Source organism: Geomonas sp., from assembly GCF_035254065.1.
GTDB lineage: Bacteria > Desulfobacterota > Desulfuromonadia > Geobacterales > Geobacteraceae > Geomonas.
In genome coordinates this window covers 1-15,562 of sequence record NZ_DATFBA010000074.1, presented here as the reverse complement: position 1 = coordinate 15,562, position 15,562 = coordinate 1, and the positions used below count along the sequence as shown (strand labels likewise).

The following is a 15,562-nucleotide window of genomic DNA, read 5'->3' as shown; positions in this document are numbered from 1 at the left end:
TCAGGTTCCTTGCCTGCCGGTGGAGCTCGCAATGCCGACCGCCCGGGCGAGCAGCAGCTTGGCGAGGTTGAGCTGGTAGTTGCTGGTGACCAGCGCTTCGTGGGCGGCGGCCACCGTCTGCTGGGCCTGGACGACTTCCAGGTTGTCGTTGATGCCGGCCGCGAAACGCTCCTGCGCCTGGGAAAGGGCAAGCTCGGCTAGCTGCACGTTGCTCCTGGCGACCTCCACCTCCCTGACGGCCGCCTGCAGGTCCAGCATGGAGGTGCGGATCTCGTACTCGATCCGTCCGCGCAGGTCCGCCAGCTCGTCCCGGCGCTGCTTGAGCTGCGCGTCGGCCTTCAGCTCGTCGGCGTGCACCTTGCCCCCTTCGAAGATGGGGATCTTGATGCTGCCGACGATGTGGTAGGTGCCGTACAGGCTGGAGAGGGTCAGCCCGGTCTGGCCATAGTCGGCCTCCAGCACCAGCGAGGGGAGACGCTCGGCCAGCGCCGCCTGGTGGGCCGTCTCAGCCGCTTTCAGCAGCTGCTCGGCCGCCCGGTAGTCGTCCCGCTTGCCAAGGGCCTGGGCGAACAGGTCGTCGAGGCTGCCGACCGCCAGCGGCTGGAAGGGGGACTGGTCGGTCAGCACGATCTCCTGGCCGACCGGCAGGCCGATGGCCCGCAGCAGGGTCAGCTTGTCCTTGGCGAGCTCGTTCTGGGCGACGATCAGCTGCTGCGTCCTGGTGAGTGCTTCCACCCGTGCCCGCAACTCGTCGATGCCGGGAGTGACCCCGGCAGCATGCATCTCCACCGCCCGCTGCAGGATGGTGTTGGCGGTGACCAGCTGGGCGGAGACCGTCTCCACCCTGGCGTAGCCCGCCAGGACCCGCAGGTAGGCGGCCGCCACCGCCACTACCACCAGCTCGCGGGCGTCCTTTTCGGAGAACTCCGCCGCCGACAGCTGGTGGCCGGCGGACTGGCTCCGCTTGATGGCTTCCAGGTCGAAGATGCGCTGGCTTAGGTAGATCCTGGCGTCCCAGTAGTTGAAAGGGTCGGTGACCGGAGGGAGGGTCATGAGGGGGATGCCGGTGATGGCGATGCTTTCCTTCTGGTGATGGAAGCTGCCGGAGGTGGTGAGGTGGGGGAGGAGCCTGCTCAGCTCGCTCCAGCGCTCTCCGCGGGCGGAGGTCACTGCCTGGCTGCGCAGCAGGAGGCCGAGGTTGTTGGCGAGGCCGAGATCTATGGCCCTGGCCATGGAGAGCGGCAGCAGCCCTGCGCTTGAAGTGGTGGCGGGGACGCTTCCTTCGAAATCGGGGCCCCCCAGCGAGGTGGCTGTTTGGTAGGGATCCTGCTGCCGGGCGGACGCCGGACCGGCCATCGGCCAGGTGGCGAGTATCAACAGCAGTGAGGAGGTGAGGAAAAGGCGTTTCCGGTGCATGGGTCGGAGTCTCCAGAGGGCTATCTCCAACTGCTATTTCATCACCTTCTTAGACGACTCCCTCTCCGATCAGGCCGTGCCGCGCGATCACTCGGCGCAAGGTCTGCCAGAGGACCGGCTTGACCACGAAACCATCGCAACCTTCCCTTTTCAGCGCCGCCAGCATGTGATCAGGATTGCGGCTGGCGGTCACCATCACGATCAGCGAGCGCTTGGCCTCGTGGCGCCGCTCCGCAGCCCGCATCGTGTGCAGCGCCTCCAACCCGTCCATCTCGGGCATGATGATGTCGAGACAGACCAGATCGAAAGGATCATCACTGGTGAGCGACTCCTCGAAAGCCCAGACCGCCTGAACTCCGTTTTCCGCCATCACCACCTCGCCCATACCCTCCAGCATCGCGTTAAGGACCAGCCGGTTGGTTGCTCCATCGTCCACTATCAGGATTCTCATTCCATCTCTACCCTTTGTCTCCACCTTCGGCCAGCTTCAAAAATTGCTCCTCCAGATCGCAGGCCTTGACCGCAAGTTCGGTCAGCTCCAGGAACCGAAGGCCTCCCTGCACCTTGTTCTCGATCATGGAAAAGGGGCCTGGCCGCTCGTCCCGGAATTCCTCCGCCAGCATCTCCAGGTTCACCGTCACCCCGCCGTAGAGCATCTTGCGCACGTTCAGCTTCGGGTTGGCTTCCGGGTACTTCTGCGCCCGGATCTCCCTTATCAGCGCGGTCACCGCCGCCCGCTCCTGCAGGGTTGCCTGCCGTTCGGCCTTGCTCTCCTCCCCCTGCTTTTGGCGATCGCTGAGCACCTTCAGCCGGTCGAAGCAGCGCGTTATCTCCTCGAGGTCGTGGTAGTTCACCCCCACCACCACCCGGGTATGCAGGGAAGTGACGCTGCCAAGCGATGCCACGTCGACGCCGGCCAGCGCGACGCATTCCCCTCCCACGATACCGCGCCGGTTCACCCGTACCGAGCCCAGCGATCTGATGCCGCAGAGCCGGATCTCCGATTCCACCAGCAGGTCGCCGGCCACCTCCACCCTGGTCTCGTAGATGAAGTTCGCCATCATGGTGCCGCCGCACTGCAGCACGCCGCTCCCTTGCCCGTTCATGCCGCAGAAACTGATGTCGCCGTCGGAGCTGACCGAGCAGGCGCCGATGTTGCCGCGCACCAGCAGCCCCTTGGCGGCCCGGACCTTGAAGCCGTCCAGGACGTCCCCGGAGACCTCCACGAAGCCGTTGAAGTCGATGTTGCCGGTCTTGTAATCGACGTCGCCCCGCACCAGATAGACGTCCTCCACCGAGATGTCACTGCCGTTGCAAAAGACACGGCCGGAGCAGGAAGCGACGATCTTGGCATCGTCCAAGAGGGCCACGTTCTTGCCGAGCTTGACAGCCACCGGCTTGCCGGGTGGAGCTGGAATGGGTGCGCCGAAGACGGTCACGCCGGGCTCCCCTTCCCCCGGCAGCAGGACCGTCGCCACCAGGGTCCCTTGCTCGACGTTGAAAAAATCCTGGACCTGGTGGAAATCCAGCCGGTCCTGCTCCAGCGCCGATCTTTCCGCTGGAGCCGATCCGTCGCGGTTCAAGGAGATCCTGCCGTCTTCACCGGGGACCATCGGCGAGCCCTGGGCCAGCAGGAGCCCGTGCAGAGCCTTCCCTGCTGCCGCCTGGCTGACCACCTCCTGCACGGTCTCCTCCTGCAGGCCGGTGTTGATGCCGCAGTGGGCGATGAACTCCCGCAGGTCCTTCTCGGACAGGACCGGTCCTCCGAAGGGCTCATAGGAGACCACGCAGGTGGAGGCATCCGGGGCAAAATGGATGTCCAGCTTGAAGCCTGAACGCAAAAGCTCAAGGCGCTTGCCCTCTGGCGATGTCGGGGATTGCTGCATCATAAGGATCTCGTGCGGGAAAAGATCGCTCTGCTCAATGGAACGTATCGGCGCAGGTGAGATATCGCTTTAAGGAATTAGCGGGGTGAGCATGGAGGGGAGGTGGAAGGGGGAGGTTACTTGATGACGGTGAAGCCGTTGCGGTCCCAGCGGTAACCTTTGCCGCTCCAGATGTCTTCGATGGTCTTCCAGTCCAGGCCGAGGCCTTTCATCCCTTCGCAGACGTAGTAGGCGGGCATGATCTCATCGTCGTCGATGCGGCCATCTCCGTTGGTGTCGGCCCAGTGGTAGGCGCCGATCCGGATCGGGTCGCCGGCGACTGCTTCCGTGCGGGTCGCCTCCCCTTTGCGGACCACCACCTCGCCGGAAATCTTCACCTCCCTGCCGATGGGCACGCTGGCCGGGACCTTGACGGAATAGGAGATCAGCACCGAGCTGCTGCCGCCGGGAACGAGCCACTTGATGGAGGAGCGGGACGGGTCGGCGGCGGAACTGGCGGGTAGCGAGCTGTACATCTGGAACCCCGCCGGGAGCCGTTCCTTCAGGATGAAGCCGGACATCTCATCCTGCCGGCGGGTGACCTTTATCTGCACGGGGATGATCTGGCCAGGAGCCGCGAAGTGGGGACTCCATCTGACCGCGGTGGAGACCGCTGCCGGCCGCCTTGCCAGGAAGGTCGCCGCGGCCAGCACGAGGATCAGCACCACCACTGCGGTCAGTATCCAGAGGCGGGGTGTTCGACGCGGCGCGGCGGGAGGGGCACTCTCCGGCATCTTGCTGGGCTGGTCGGCGCGCACGATTTCGCCGAGCTCGACCTCCAGGGCCCGGGCCAGCTTTTCAGCATTATCGCGTTTGATGGTGGGGTAGCGGTTGTTCTCCCAGCGGGAGATGGTATCGGTGGTGACGCCGACCACGCTGGCTACGTAGAGCTGGGTGAGCTTCTTCCCTTCCCTGATTGATCGTATCCGTGAGCCGTCGATGGCAAGGCTGGGCGCCGTGTTTTCGACCTTTTCGGGGCCCTGCTCCATGTGTTTGCTCCGTTGCGGATCCGTTCGCAGCTCGGGGTCCATCGAGGTAAGAGGTTGATTTTCCGGTGATGACGACCCGACATCGGGTCGAATTGCTATAGATGTCGATATTCAGAGCGTACACCAGATGATATTTTTTGTCACACTTCCGGTCCGAAAAAACAATGCAGAAAAAAAGGAGACGCATCATGAAAAAATTAGTCGCCGCAGTAGCCCTTGTCGTTTTCAGCGCCGGTGCAGCAATGGCCGCCGACGTGATGACCTTCCCCACCAAGATGGGCACGGTCACCTTCAACCACAAGGAGCACCAGGAGAAACTGAAGGATTGCAAGATCTGCCACGAGAAGGGACCGGGCAAGATCGCCGATTTCAGCAAGGACTGGGCTCACAAGACCTGCAAGGGGTGCCACACCGATAAGGGCGCCGGTCCCACCAAGTGCTCGGAATGCCACAAGAAGTAAGCTAGCCGGTGGGTAATGAAAAGGCGGCCTCGCAGGCCGCCTTTTTTTATGGCCGAGAAGCCCCTGCACCGCAATGCCCTCCTACCCCTTACCCTCCCTGGAGCTGGGCGGCGCTGGAAATGCGGTGATGCGCAGTGAGTTGCCCAACACGGTCAGGCTGGAGCCGACCATGGCCAGCGCCGCCAGCAGCGGATGAAGCAGGCCGGCTGCGGCGGCAGCCAGCGCCACGCCGTTGTAGGCGAAACTCCAGGCGAAATTGGTTCGGATGATCTTGCCCGTCCTCCTGCTGAGGCTGACCAGCCAGGGGATCTGCAGGAGGCTTCCGGAGACGATCACCACGTTGCCCGCCTGCTTGGCAAGTTCCATCCCGGCTCCCAAGGCGATCCCTATAGGCGCTTGCGCCAAGGCGGGGGCATCGTTGATGCCGTCACCCACCATGGCCACCGTGTGCCCGGCAGCTAGCGCGGCGGAGATGACGGCACGCTTTTCGGCAGGGGTGTGCGGGGCATGAACCTCCTCGATCCCGACTTGGCCCGCTACTTCCTGGGCGGCGGCAAAACGGTCGCCAGAGAGGAGCGCGCAGCTGATTCCCAGCTCCGAGAGGGCTGCCACGCAGAGCCCGGCATCCTCCCGTACCGCGTCAGCAAAAAGCAGCCGCCCTTTCGCCGTCCCGTCCCAAGCCACCTCCACGGCCGTGAAGGTCCCGCAGGCGGCGGACAACTCTCCCCCGTTACCCAGGTAGGTCCCGCTCCCGGCCATCACCTCGCTGGAGGTCCCCCGCCAGGTCACCCTTCCTTTCAGACCATGCCCCGGAGAGACCGTCACCTCGGCGGCCGAACCCGGCTCCACCCCATGCTCGGCAGCCGCTGCGACGATGGCTTTGCCGAGGGCGTGCTCGCTGGCCGCTTCCAGCGCCGCCAGCCGGCCCAGCAGCTCGCTTTGATCGAGTTTCGGGTCGAGCAGCACGATCCCCTCCAGTTCCGGCTTCCCCTCCGTGATGGTCCCGGTCTTGTCGAAGAAGCAGCGCTCGGTCGCTGCGATCTGTTCCATGACGCTGCCACCCCGAACCACGATACCTGCCTTGCCGGCCCGCGAGATGGCGAGCGAGGTGGCGAGCGGCGTGGCGATCCCCATGGTACAGGGGCAGGCGACCACCAGCACGGAAAGGGCGCTCAGCAGCGCCTGCCCCGGATGGCCGGCCGCCGCCCACCAGAGCGCCGCTGCCGCGGCCACCGCCAGCACCACAGGTATGAAGAGGGTGGCGGCCCGCTGCGCGATCCGCTCGGCGCGGGAGGGTTTCAGCCAGGCGTCCCGGATCATGTTGACGATGCCGTGCAGGAGGAGTTGGAGGCCGGTCCGTTCCGCCCTTACCAGCAAGGATCCGGTTCCGTTCACGGTGCCGGCGATCACCCGGTCGCCCCGACGGCAGAGCCTGGGCAGGAATTCGCCGGTGAAGGCGGCTTCCTCGATGGAGCTGACCCCTTCCACGATTCTGCCGTCCACCGGCACCCGCTCGCCCGGCCGGATGCGGACCAGGTCTCCCGGTGCGATGGCCTCCAGGGGGACCTCCTCGACGCCGGTGGCGGTGGCCCGCAGCGCGCGGCTGGGCAGGAGCGACTGCAGGCTGCACAAAAGGTCGGCGGCTCGGCTCTTGGCCGAGGCCTCGATCAGCTTCCCGAAGGTCACCAGGACGGGAAGCATGGTCGCGGTGTCGAAGTAGATATCCCCGCTACCCCTGATCACGCTGACCGAGCTGAAGGCGAAGGCGGAGAGCGAGCCACAGGCGATGAGGGTGTCGAGGCTGGCTTTGCCCCCCTTGATTTCCTTCATTGCTTCGGAAAGGAAGGGAGGGATGAGGATGGCGAGGGCGGGGGTGGAGAGGGCCAGGAGGAGCAGGCGGAAGGTCGGGACCAGCCTGCTCTCCACGCCGTCGGTGTAGAGAAGCAGGGAGATCATCATCACGTTCATGGCGAGGAGTGCGCCGAAGGCAAGTCGGAGCAGAGAAGCGGTGTGCTTGCCGGGCTGGCCTTTGCCGATGATGAGGGAGGCGAGGCGGCACGCGTGGCAGCAGAAGATAGGTTCAGAATCGTTTTGGGAGAGCGGAGCGGCGGTAATGAACAGCCCGCAATGCGCGCAGACGCGTGGGGAACAGCTATTGGCTGTTGACGTCGCCATGCGGCTTCCCGATGCAGCACGGTTTAGGGGGTTCCGAAGAGGCGGCTTGCTGGATGACGGGTTTTGGAGGACAGCCGATCAGGTGATGGAGGAATTCGGTCCCCCTGAGGGAGGTGGAGATGCCTAGCAGGATGAGGATGATGCCACCCGCTTTCGGTGCCCAGCTCTGCAGGTGCAGCCTGCTCAGCCGGGTGATGCCGCCCAGCGTGAGCAGCGGCACCATGGTGCCGACACCGAGTGCCGCCATGGTTGCCATGCCGGTGGCCACCGAGCCGGACTGCAGGGCGTAGGCCAGGAAGGCGAGGATGATCGGGCAGGGGAGGAACCCGGTGGCGATCCCCATGGAGAGCACGACGCCGGCTGACGAGCCGCTGAAAAGCCGCCCGCACACCAGGGCGAGGGAGGAGGCACCGGCGCCCAGCGCCCCTTTACCCCGCACGGGAAGCAGGCCGAGCAGGCTCAACCCCATCACTACGATGATGCCCCCCGCGAGATAGGTGAGCAGGTTACGGAACAGGGGGTGATCGAGGAAGGTCGCTTCCAGGAAGCCCCCTGCGAAGCCGGCCAAGGCGCCCAAAAGCGTGTAGGTGAGGATCCTGCCGAACTGCCAGAGGGACTGGGTGGCCAGCATCCTGTTGCGGTCCTTGGCTTGGGAAAGGTGGACGACGAAACCGCCGCACATGCCGAGACAATGAGCAAAGGCCAGCAGGCCGCCGGCGAAACCGATCCAGAGGTGGTGTGTTAAGGTTTGCATCGCGTTCCTTTCAGGATTTCATGGGTGAAGAGATCTGCTTTTCTGCAGGGTGCGAAGGTAGGCAACCAGATACCAGCGATGCTCCGGCGGCACCACTTTTCCCAGCACCGGCTCGTGTCCTACCCCACTCAGCATGCCGCGCAGCAGGTCGCCGTCGCGGTAGCCCGCCAGCCGCGGCGCCCTCAGGTCGGACGGCGTCGGGACATAGCTTTGGCCGACCGGGCCGTCGCCGGCTCCGGCCTCGCCATGGCAGAAAACGCAATAATAGGTGTAGTATACCCGACCGGCGGCCAAAGTCTGCGAATTTACTTGCAGTGGGTTCTTAAGGCCCGACGATTCCCCGGGCGACGGGATGCGAACCGGAGGAGTAACGGTCGCCGTCCCGGCAGGGAGCGCGGGCATCGTCATCTGGAAGGCGCGGATGTGGTGCTGCACCGTCATGCGCGGTCCCTCGTAGAGCACGAACAGGAACACGGCGCCGAAGATGAGCGGCGGGGCCAGGATCAGGGCTATGAGCAGCTTCTTTTTCACCGTTCAATCCCCCCGCACTTTCCGTTCGGCCGGCACCGGCTTCAGAGGATGGGCCTCGGGCAGCATCGGAACCTGCCGCGGCAGCTTGCCGGCGGCTCGCGGCTGCTCGGTGGAGAAAATGGTGGCGGCTGGCGTGTCACCGAGTTGGCCGAAATTCCAGAACCTCGGTCCGTCCGGAACCACCAGGTAAACGATCCAGCCGAACGCCATGATTGATGCGCTGAAGAGGATGATGATCACCCAGCTGGCGAAGGCCGAGATTTCCTGGTCCTCATCGTATAGTTTCTTCTCTTCCATAACTCCCTCACCAGTTCGGGGGGGTGCAGGACTTGGCCACCACGGTGGCGATGGTGAACAGCACGCTGCCGACCACCACCAGGATGATGACCCAGGGCATGAAGCTGATCAGCCAGGCCAAAAAGCTCCTCAAATCGTGCACCTCGATCTTCTCGGTCTTCTCCTCGGTGCCGCGCGGATGCCACATGGCCTGGTAGGTGAGGGAGAAGATCAGCACCAGCGCCACCGCCGACAGAAGGGTGATCACGATCCACTGGTTCTGCAAGACGTACAGGTAGAAGGTCATGGCTGGCCCCCCCCCGCATCGGATCCCCCGCCACTTGCCGGCCGCCGGCCTGGGGCTTGCGGTACTTCCTGGTCCGCTTCGGCCGGCGGGATGCCGCTCATGAGCGCGAGGTGGCGGGCCCGCTGCTGGTCACAGAACTGCCCGGCGCGCACCGCCCAGAGGATGAAGATCACGATGCCGCTGCTCATGATCACCAGGAATCCTATCCAGATGAGGACGAAAGCGGTTCCATCGAATGGGCTGGTCATGGTTGCCTCCACTACCGGCATCTTCTGCCTCTGCCAAATACTCCACTTTTCCTGCTCGCGCCAACTCTCCCTCTCCCCACGGGAGAGGGCAGGGGTGAGGGAAGCTTCCTAAAGGAGGGGCAGTCCCAATCGTCGGGGCTTCCCTCACCCGGCCTCCGGCCACCCTCTCCCCTAAAGGGTCGAGGGGGTAAACGGCTTCCGCTGGACTGCTACTTCTCGTTGACCGCCGGAGGCGGGTAGGGGTTTCGCCACTCGGGCTCGAAAGAGGCGTCTATCCCCTTGGGGTCGAGATTGGCATCGGTATAGCCGACAAAGAAGACACCGAGGTAGTTGGCCAGGTCCCAGATCTTCTCCGATTCCAGGTGCTTCTTGAAATAGGGCATCCCGGTGCCGGTGATCCCGTTCATGATCTGGTAGTAGAAGATGCCGCCGATGTACTTGTTGTCCACCAGGTGCCGCCTGAGGGTGGTGAAGTTCAACGGGGGCGGGAACACGTTCTTGGCCGCCGGCCCCCTGCCGTCGCCGATCGGTCCGTGGCAGTTGATGCAGAAGTCCTGGTAGATCCGCTTTCCCCGCTGCAGCGCTGCCTCGCTGGCCGGATAGGGGTTAGGCATGTGCCTCCAGACCTCGGGAACCTGGCTGTGGATCCACTCCACGTTCTGGTCCGGGCCGGCGTTGTAGGCGGCCACCGCCAGCGCCTTCCATTTCCTCTGGCGCGCTACCCGCTGATCTGCCCCCTTGCCACCCAGCGCCTGCACGTAGGCGGTCAGCTGCTCGATCTCCCGCTTGCCGAGGAACTCCCAGGAGGGCATGAGCGAGATCGGGCTGGTGTAGCGCGGATTCATGAAGTGCGCCATGTGCCAGTCGTCCGGATGCTCGCCGCCATCTTCCGAGAGGTCCGGTCCGGTCCGCTCGCTCCCCAGGATGGCCGGCTCCACACCCACGTAATCGCCCGCCTGCGCGATCCTCTCGGCACCGATATCCCAGTCGTTGATCCTGATGAACAGGGAGTGGCAGTAGCTGCAGCCGTTTTTCACGTAGAGCTTGTGGCCCGCCTCCTCCTCCGCGCTGAGCGGCCGCCAGATCTCCGAGGGGGTCTCCTTCATGGTGAGGGAGGGGATCCCCACGATGATGAAGGAGGAGGCCCAGAAGACCATCAGCGCGCCGATTATGAGCAGGGCAGGGGTCATCTTCATGCCGCCTCCTCCGCGCGTTGCAGCTGCTCAACTGCGAGCTCTTCTCCCCGTCGAAGGGTCATCATCACGTTGTAAAGACCGACCAAGGAGCCGGTGAGGATGAAGACGCCCAGGGCGGCGCGGGCGATGTAGAAGGGGGCGAGTTCCGGGAGCACGCGGTACACGGTCTCGCCGTTATGCCAGGCGCTTCCCTGGACGAGCCCCACCGCGGTGAGCACCAGGAAGAAGCCGGTCAGGCCGAAGGTGATCAGGCCGAACTGCAGGCTGACCAGCTTCTCGGAGTAGAGGCGCCGCCCGGTGATGAGCGGGATCACGTGCCACATGGTACCGAGGGCGATGTAGCCGCCGAAGCCGAGCATGGCGATGTGCGCGTGGCCGACCGTCCAGTTGTTGAAATGGGTGACCGGCTGCAGGTAGGGAAGCGACTGCAGCGGCCCCTGGATGCAGGTGACGATGTACCAGACCACACCGCCCATCACCAGCCTGGCCGCCGGGTCCTTCCAGACCCGTCCGCCGTAGCCGCGCGCCGTCATCCAGAGGTTCAGCACCACGATGGAGACCGGTATGATCATGGCGAGGGAGTCGGTGACCGAGACCACCTTGAGCCAGTTGGGGATCGGCGATTGCAGGACGTGGTGGCCGCCGATGTGCGTGTAGAGCGCCACCAGCGTCCAGAAGCCGACCAGCGACAGGGTGTGCGAGTTGAGCGGCGTCCTGGTGGTGCGCGGGATGACGTAGTAGGCGGCGCCGGTGGCGAGCGGCGTTATCAGCAGACCTGGGAGGTTGTGGCCCCAGAACCAGAGAAAGATGGAGTCGATCAGCCCCGGCATGGCGCCGGTGGCCGGGTGCCACATGACGTTCCCCAGGGGGTAGTTGCCGGCGGTCCAGAGGAAGGTGGCCGTGAAATACCAGACCGAGACGTAGAGGTGGTTCTCGGCACGGTTGGCGATGGTCATCACCACGTTGACGATCAGGCAGGTCACCGCGATCATCAGCGAGACATCGGCGAGCCAGACGTACTCGCTGTACTCGCGCCCCTGGGTGTAGCCGAAGGAGAAGCAGAGCGGTCCGCTCAGGATGGTGGCGTTCCAGAAGAGGAAGGAAACCCAGGCCAGCGGCTCCGACCAGAGCCGCGTCCTCAGCAGAGCCGGCACGTAGTAGAGGCCGCTGCCGATCAGCATGGTGCCCACGAAACCGTAGAGCATGGTGTTGACGTGGATGGGGCGCTCCCGGCCGAACACCAGCCAGGGGATGTTGCTGAAGAACTCCGGGGCCACCAGATGGATGGCGGAGACCATGCCGTAGAGGGCACCGACGACGAACCAGACGGCCCCGGCGACCATGAAGGCGATTGACGCTCCCTGCGGTTTGTGGATGAACTTCGCCATTGTTTAACCCCATCCTCACCCTGTCCCTCCCCTTGAAGGGGAGGGGACGCGATGCCAGCGGCTGCAGTTTAAGTCCCCTCTCCCGAAGGGGGAGGAACAGGGAGGGGGAGCTGAGCCTCGAATTGCGCATGTCCCGCAGGAATTGCCGGCAGTGTCCCCCCTTCCCAACCTCCCCCCTTCGGGAGGAGGGGCGTCAGACGATACATCAAAGATCACCTATGACAGGTGAAGCAGTCGTGGGTCGCGCCGTGCTGGCGGTGGCAGCCGATGCAGAAGCCCATCTCGAACTTGCGCGCCTTCACCACCCGGTCCATCAGGGCGACCTCGCCATGGCACCAGCTGCAGTCGAAGCCTCTCTGGATGTGCATCGAGTGGTTGAAATAGACGAACTCGGGGAGCCAGTTGACCCGCTCCCAGACCACCGGGATGTTCTTTTCGTAGTGCTCCCGCAGTTTCACGATGTACGGGTAGGTCCTGATCAGCCGCGAGTGGCAGAGCATGCAGGTCTCCAGCGGCGGGATGCCGGCCCGCGGCGACTTGGCCACTCCGGTGTGGCACATGAAGCAGCTGAGATGCTTGTAGGTCACGTGCACGCGGTGGCTGAAAGGGATCGGCTGGCGCGGCCCGAGTCCCACCGGGTAGAGGACGTCGTAGTAGATCAGCGCCGCCACCAGCACGACCACGCCGGCCACCACGGCGGCGACATCAGCCCAGGCCGGTCGTCCCCTTCTTTTCGCCTGCTTGTCCTCTTGCACGTCTCGTTTCATGCTTTCGTCTCGTGCCGCAGGTACCCTTCCGGCAGATAGCGGTGGAACAGCTCCATCCCCAGACCGAGCAGGCCGGTGCAGGCCGCGGCCATGGATAGCTCACTCAAGCCAAGGCGCACGGTGATCTCGAAGGTCGGCGCCACCAGCCACCAGCGTTCCACCCACATGCCGACCAAAAGCAGCAGGGAGATGATGCCCAGCGACCAGCGGTCACGCTTGGCCTTGATGGTGAGCAGCAGCACCAGCGGACCGAAGTAGGGGAGCCCCACCAGGAAGTAGCTCACCGCCATCCACGACTCGTTGTGCATACGCGGGATCAGGAAGCGTATCTCGTGCGGCAGGTTCTCGTACCAGATCAGGTTCAGGTGCGCGAACATCAGGTAGATGGTCATCATGCTGAAGGCGACCGTCAGCTTGCCGATGTCCTGGCGCACGTCGGCGGGAGAATCGGGATGCCAGGCCGCCAGCAGTCCCCAGCAGGCCATGGCGATGTAGAGCCCCGAGATGAAGAAATAGCCGCCGGCAAGGTTGCTGTACCAGTGGGGATCGAGGGCCATCACCAGGTCGAAGCCGAGCAGGGAGAAGGCCAGCGTGTAGATCAGCACTAGGATCGGCCCCAGGTAGCGCGCCTCACCCTTGCGCCGCTCCAAGAGATACCAGAGGGCGGTGAGCCAGAAGATCACCAGGGCGGCCAGATCACGCCCGAGCACGAAGTTGTTGTTGAGCCACAACCCTTGGTGGAAGGTTCGCTGGTACCAGGGGGACCAGGCCGGGGTGCCGGTCCACAGGAGAACCAGGGCGGCGATGGACGGGATGGCGAAGACGATGCCGGAAGCGGCCAGCCTTTCGACCGGCTCGTGCCAGCGGCCGTTGCAGGACCGCACCACGGCGGGCCACACGACGAGGCCGCCGGCCAGCGAACTGAAGAAGAGAAAGTTGGAAAGAAGCGCCCGCCAGGCCTTGGGCTGCTCCGGACCCTGCACGGAGAAGATCCAGAGGGCGATCCCCACCAGGAAGAGGAACCCCCAGAGGATGATCCGCAGCCCCGCTGCTCCACGTTGGCGGCTAATGGTGGACATGGATTTCCTCCGGGTCCGCCGGGTCGAGTAGCTCCTTCAGCCGGTCGAAGTCGTTTGCCTCGCAGGTGACCACCAGGGCGAACTTGTCCCGGCTGAAGCGGGAGTCGTAATAGGGGGCGGTGGAAAGCCGGGTCAACCGGGAGTAGAAGATGAGGGCGCCCAGGTTGGCGAGGCTGCCGAGCAGGATGGTCCCCTCGAAGCCGACCACGCAGAACGGGATGTAGGCCAGCGGCGGCTTGCCACCGACGATCAGGCTCTGGACCAGGGCGGTGCCGCCGGCCAGCCAGAAGCCCCCAGCCAGACCGGCCAGCGCACCCATCAAGGTGATGATCCGCACCGGGCTTTTCGGCTGGGCCAGCACCTCGTTGAGCTTCTCGATCTTCACCGGCGAATAGGTTTCGATCACCTGGAAGCCGGCGTCGCACGCCCTCTTTGCCCCTTCCAGCAGCCGCGCAGGACTGGCGAAAACCGCCAGCACGTTGGGGCGCCCGGAGCCGCTCCCCATATGGACGGAGGTCCGGCAGCTCTGCACCGGCTCCAGCTCCTCCTCGGCGATCTTCTCCTTGAGCTCGGTGAGCGGCACGGTGGGGAGCAGCTTGGTGAAACCGAAGAACCAGAAGAAAAAGAAGCCGAAGGAGCCTACGGTTATGCTGATCTCAACCCAGGTCGGGTGGTAGGGTTCCCAGTTGTGGGGGAGAAAGTCGTGGGCGAGCGAGCTGTAGATGATGAAAAGCCTCTCGAACCACATGCCGAGGTTGATGAAAAGGGAGATCACGAAGAGCGTGGCCAGGTTGGTGCGCATCTTCTTGAAGCAGAAGAGCAGCGGGATCAGCACGTTGCAGACGATGCACAGCCAGTACATCCAGGCCGGCGTGCCGAAGGTCCGCCACAGGAAGAGCTGCCAGTCGAATTTGTCCCCCGAGTACCAGTCGATGAAGGCCTCCATGACATAGGCGTAGCCGACGATGCTGGCGGTCAGGATGGTGGTCTTGGCGAGCGCCTCGAAGTGCTTCATCTGGATGAGCCGCTCCAGGTGCAGGAGCTTCCGCATCGGGATCAGCAGGGTGAGCACCATGGCGAGCCCGGAGTGGATGGCGCCGGCGACGAAGTAGGGGGGGAAGATGGCGCTGTGCCAGCCGGGGAGAAGGCTCATGGCGAAGTCCCAGGAGACCACGCTATGGACCGAGACCACCAGTGGCGTGGCCAAGGCGGCGAAGAAGAGGTAGGAGCGGCCGTAGTGGTGCCACTGGCTGCCGGCCCCCGACCAGCCGACCGACATGACGCGGTAGAGCTTGTAGCGGAAGCTCTCCGGACCGTACTTCTCCAGGTAGAGGTCCCGGGCTGCCGCCAGATCGGGGATCAGCCCCACCAGCCAAAAGATGAGGCTCACCGTGAAGTAGGTGCCGACCGCGCAGACGTCCCAGACCAGGGGGCTCACGAAGTTGGGCCAGATGGTGCGCTGGGAGGGATAGGGGATGATGTAGTAGAAGGCCCACAGCCGCCCCAGGTGGATGAGCGGGAAAAGGCCGGCGGTCATGATGGCGAAGATCGTCATCGCCTCCGAGGAGCGGGAGACGGCGTTGCGCCAGTCGGCCCGCAAGAGGTAGAGGATTGCGGAGATGAGGGTGCCAGAGTGGGCGATCCCCACCCAGAAGACGAAGTTGGTGATGTAGACCGCCCAGCCGACCGGGCGGTTGAGGCCGGTGACTCCCATGCCGTATTGGGTTTGGTAGAGCCAGCAGAGCGCACCCCAACCGAGCGTGACGGCCAGGAAGGCCAGGGCGAAGAAATACGGGATCCCCGGCTTCTGCATGGCGCTCAGTACGTCGTCGTTTATCTCACCGTATTTCAGCTCTGCCACCGGGACCCCCGATATGCGCTGCTGATGTTTCGTCCGATGAATCCCATCCTCACCCTGGCCCTCCCCCTTCGGGAGAGGGGATTTAGGGAAGAGTGTTAGGCGTCGATGTCCACCCTTCGCAGGAAAGTCACCGCCGGCTTGGTGTTCAGATCCTCCAGCAGGTGGTAGCGGCGCGGATCGCTCAGCATC

16 protein-coding genes are annotated in these 15,562 nt (G+C 64.3%); 1 reads left to right on the top strand and 15 read right to left on the bottom strand.

The window, feature by feature from the left end:
• From VJ604_RS03985 to VJ604_RS03970, 4 genes are all read right to left on the bottom strand, one after another.
• The gene (locus tag VJ604_RS03985; RefSeq protein WP_324080086.1) at positions 1 to 1,416 is read right to left on the bottom strand and encodes a TolC family protein; all 1,416 of its coding nucleotides are present in this window, start codon (positions 1,414 to 1,416) and stop codon (positions 1 to 3) included.
• A gap of 49 nt (positions 1,417 to 1,465) precedes the next feature.
• Positions 1,466 to 1,867, bottom strand: a complete 402-nt coding sequence (locus VJ604_RS03980) for a response regulator (protein WP_324080085.1) — start codon at positions 1,865 to 1,867, stop codon at positions 1,466 to 1,468.
• Between the two features lie 7 nt (positions 1,868 to 1,874).
• Positions 1,875 to 3,305 carry a flagellar assembly protein A gene (locus tag VJ604_RS03975; RefSeq protein WP_324080084.1) on the bottom strand — a complete coding sequence of 477 codons (1,431 nt, stop codon included), beginning with the start codon at positions 3,303 to 3,305 and terminating at the stop codon, positions 1,875 to 1,877.
• A 113-nt stretch (positions 3,306 to 3,418) separates the two neighbouring features.
• Positions 3,419 to 4,330, bottom strand: a complete 912-nt coding sequence (locus VJ604_RS03970; protein WP_324080083.1) for a helix-turn-helix transcriptional regulator — start codon at positions 4,328 to 4,330, stop codon at positions 3,419 to 3,421.
• Positions 4,331 to 4,518: 188 nt separating this feature from the next.
• On the opposite strand from VJ604_RS03970, the gene VJ604_RS03965 reads away from it, so the two are divergent.
• Positions 4,519 to 4,791, top strand: a complete 273-nt coding sequence (locus tag VJ604_RS03965; RefSeq protein ID WP_324080082.1) for a cytochrome c7 — start codon at positions 4,519 to 4,521, stop codon at positions 4,789 to 4,791.
• Positions 4,792 to 4,872: 81 nt separating this feature from the next.
• Here the strand turns inward: VJ604_RS03965 and VJ604_RS03960 are convergent, their stop codons facing one another.
• From VJ604_RS03960 to VJ604_RS03910, 11 genes are all read right to left on the bottom strand, one after another.
• Positions 4,873 to 6,966 (bottom strand): heavy metal translocating P-type ATPase, encoded by a 2,094-nt coding sequence (locus tag VJ604_RS03960; RefSeq protein WP_324080081.1) that lies wholly within the window; start codon positions 6,964 to 6,966, stop codon positions 4,873 to 4,875.
• Positions 6,944 to 7,720, bottom strand: a complete 777-nt coding sequence (locus VJ604_RS03955; protein WP_324080080.1) for a sulfite exporter TauE/SafE family protein — start codon at positions 7,718 to 7,720, stop codon at positions 6,944 to 6,946. The genes VJ604_RS03960 and VJ604_RS03955 overlap by 23 nt, the downstream gene beginning before the upstream one ends.
• An 18-nt stretch (positions 7,721 to 7,738) precedes the next feature.
• A complete protein-coding gene (locus VJ604_RS03950) occupies positions 7,739 to 8,251 on the bottom strand; it encodes a c-type cytochrome (protein WP_324080079.1) in 513 nt (170 codons plus the stop codon).
• Between the two features lie 3 nt (positions 8,252 to 8,254).
• Entirely contained in the window at positions 8,255 to 8,548 is a 294-nt protein-coding gene (locus VJ604_RS03945; protein WP_324080078.1) for a hypothetical protein, read from the bottom strand.
• A gap of 7 nt (positions 8,549 to 8,555) precedes the next feature.
• Complete coding sequence (locus tag VJ604_RS03940; RefSeq protein WP_324080077.1) at positions 8,556 to 8,834, bottom strand: hypothetical protein; 279 nt, start codon at positions 8,832 to 8,834, stop codon at positions 8,556 to 8,558.
• On the bottom strand, positions 8,831 to 9,082 hold the full coding sequence (locus VJ604_RS03935; RefSeq protein ID WP_324080076.1) for a hypothetical protein: 252 nt from the start codon (positions 9,080 to 9,082) through the stop codon (positions 8,831 to 8,833). Before VJ604_RS03935 ends, VJ604_RS03940 begins: the two co-directional genes overlap by 4 nt.
• A 209-nt stretch (positions 9,083 to 9,291) precedes the next feature.
• Positions 9,292 to 10,278 carry a cbb3-type cytochrome c oxidase subunit II gene (locus VJ604_RS03930; protein ID WP_324080075.1) on the bottom strand — a complete coding sequence of 329 codons (987 nt, stop codon included), beginning with the start codon at positions 10,276 to 10,278 and terminating at the stop codon, positions 9,292 to 9,294.
• Positions 10,275 to 11,666, bottom strand: coding sequence for a cbb3-type cytochrome c oxidase subunit I (locus tag VJ604_RS03925; protein ID WP_324080074.1), 1,392 nt, complete (start codon positions 11,664 to 11,666; stop codon positions 10,275 to 10,277). Before VJ604_RS03925 ends, VJ604_RS03930 begins: the two co-directional genes overlap by 4 nt.
• 212 nt (positions 11,667 to 11,878) lie before the next feature.
• Positions 11,879 to 12,433 carry a cytochrome c3 family protein gene (locus tag VJ604_RS03920; RefSeq protein WP_324080073.1) on the bottom strand — a complete coding sequence of 185 codons (555 nt, stop codon included), beginning with the start codon at positions 12,431 to 12,433 and terminating at the stop codon, positions 11,879 to 11,881.
• A complete protein-coding gene (locus tag VJ604_RS03915) occupies positions 12,430 to 13,512 on the bottom strand; it encodes a hypothetical protein (RefSeq protein WP_324080072.1) in 1,083 nt (360 codons plus the stop codon). The genes VJ604_RS03920 and VJ604_RS03915 overlap by 4 nt, the downstream gene beginning before the upstream one ends.
• Positions 13,499 to 15,373, bottom strand: coding sequence for a quinol:electron acceptor oxidoreductase subunit ActD (locus tag VJ604_RS03910; protein ID WP_324080071.1), 1,875 nt, complete (start codon positions 15,371 to 15,373; stop codon positions 13,499 to 13,501). The genes VJ604_RS03915 and VJ604_RS03910 overlap by 14 nt, the downstream gene beginning before the upstream one ends.
• Between the last annotated feature and the right edge of the window lie 189 nt (positions 15,374 to 15,562).

Bases quoted from the DNA above. Each gene is read 5' to 3' on its own strand.
- VJ604_RS03985 (WP_324080086.1), bottom strand. From the start codon at position 1,416: ATGCACCGGAAACGCCTTTTCCTCACCTCCTCACTGCTGTTGATACTC.
- VJ604_RS03980 (WP_324080085.1), bottom strand. From the start codon at position 1,867: ATGAGAATCCTGATAGTGGACGATGGAGCAACCAACCGGCTGGTCCTT.
- VJ604_RS03975 (WP_324080084.1), bottom strand. From the start codon at position 3,305: ATGATGCAGCAATCCCCGACATCGCCAGAGGGCAAGCGCCTTGAGCTT.
- VJ604_RS03970 (WP_324080083.1), bottom strand. From the start codon at position 4,330: ATGGAGCAGGGCCCCGAAAAGGTCGAAAACACGGCGCCCAGCCTTGCC.
- VJ604_RS03965 (WP_324080082.1), top strand. From the start codon at position 4,519: ATGAAAAAATTAGTCGCCGCAGTAGCCCTTGTCGTTTTCAGCGCCGGT.
- VJ604_RS03960 (WP_324080081.1), bottom strand. From the start codon at position 6,966: ATGGCGACGTCAACAGCCAATAGCTGTTCCCCACGCGTCTGCGCGCAT.
- VJ604_RS03955 (WP_324080080.1), bottom strand. From the start codon at position 7,720: ATGCAAACCTTAACACACCACCTCTGGATCGGTTTCGCCGGCGGCCTG.
- VJ604_RS03945 (WP_324080078.1), bottom strand. From the start codon at position 8,548: ATGGAAGAGAAGAAACTATACGATGAGGACCAGGAAATCTCGGCCTTC.
- VJ604_RS03940 (WP_324080077.1), bottom strand. From the start codon at position 8,834: ATGACCTTCTACCTGTACGTCTTGCAGAACCAGTGGATCGTGATCACC.
- VJ604_RS03935 (WP_324080076.1), bottom strand. From the start codon at position 9,082: ATGACCAGCCCATTCGATGGAACCGCTTTCGTCCTCATCTGGATAGGA.
- VJ604_RS03930 (WP_324080075.1), bottom strand. From the start codon at position 10,278: ATGAAGATGACCCCTGCCCTGCTCATAATCGGCGCGCTGATGGTCTTC.
- VJ604_RS03925 (WP_324080074.1), bottom strand. From the start codon at position 11,666: ATGGCGAAGTTCATCCACAAACCGCAGGGAGCGTCAATCGCCTTCATG.
- VJ604_RS03920 (WP_324080073.1), bottom strand. From the start codon at position 12,433: ATGAAACGAGACGTGCAAGAGGACAAGCAGGCGAAAAGAAGGGGACGA.
- VJ604_RS03915 (WP_324080072.1), bottom strand. From the start codon at position 13,512: ATGTCCACCATTAGCCGCCAACGTGGAGCAGCGGGGCTGCGGATCATC.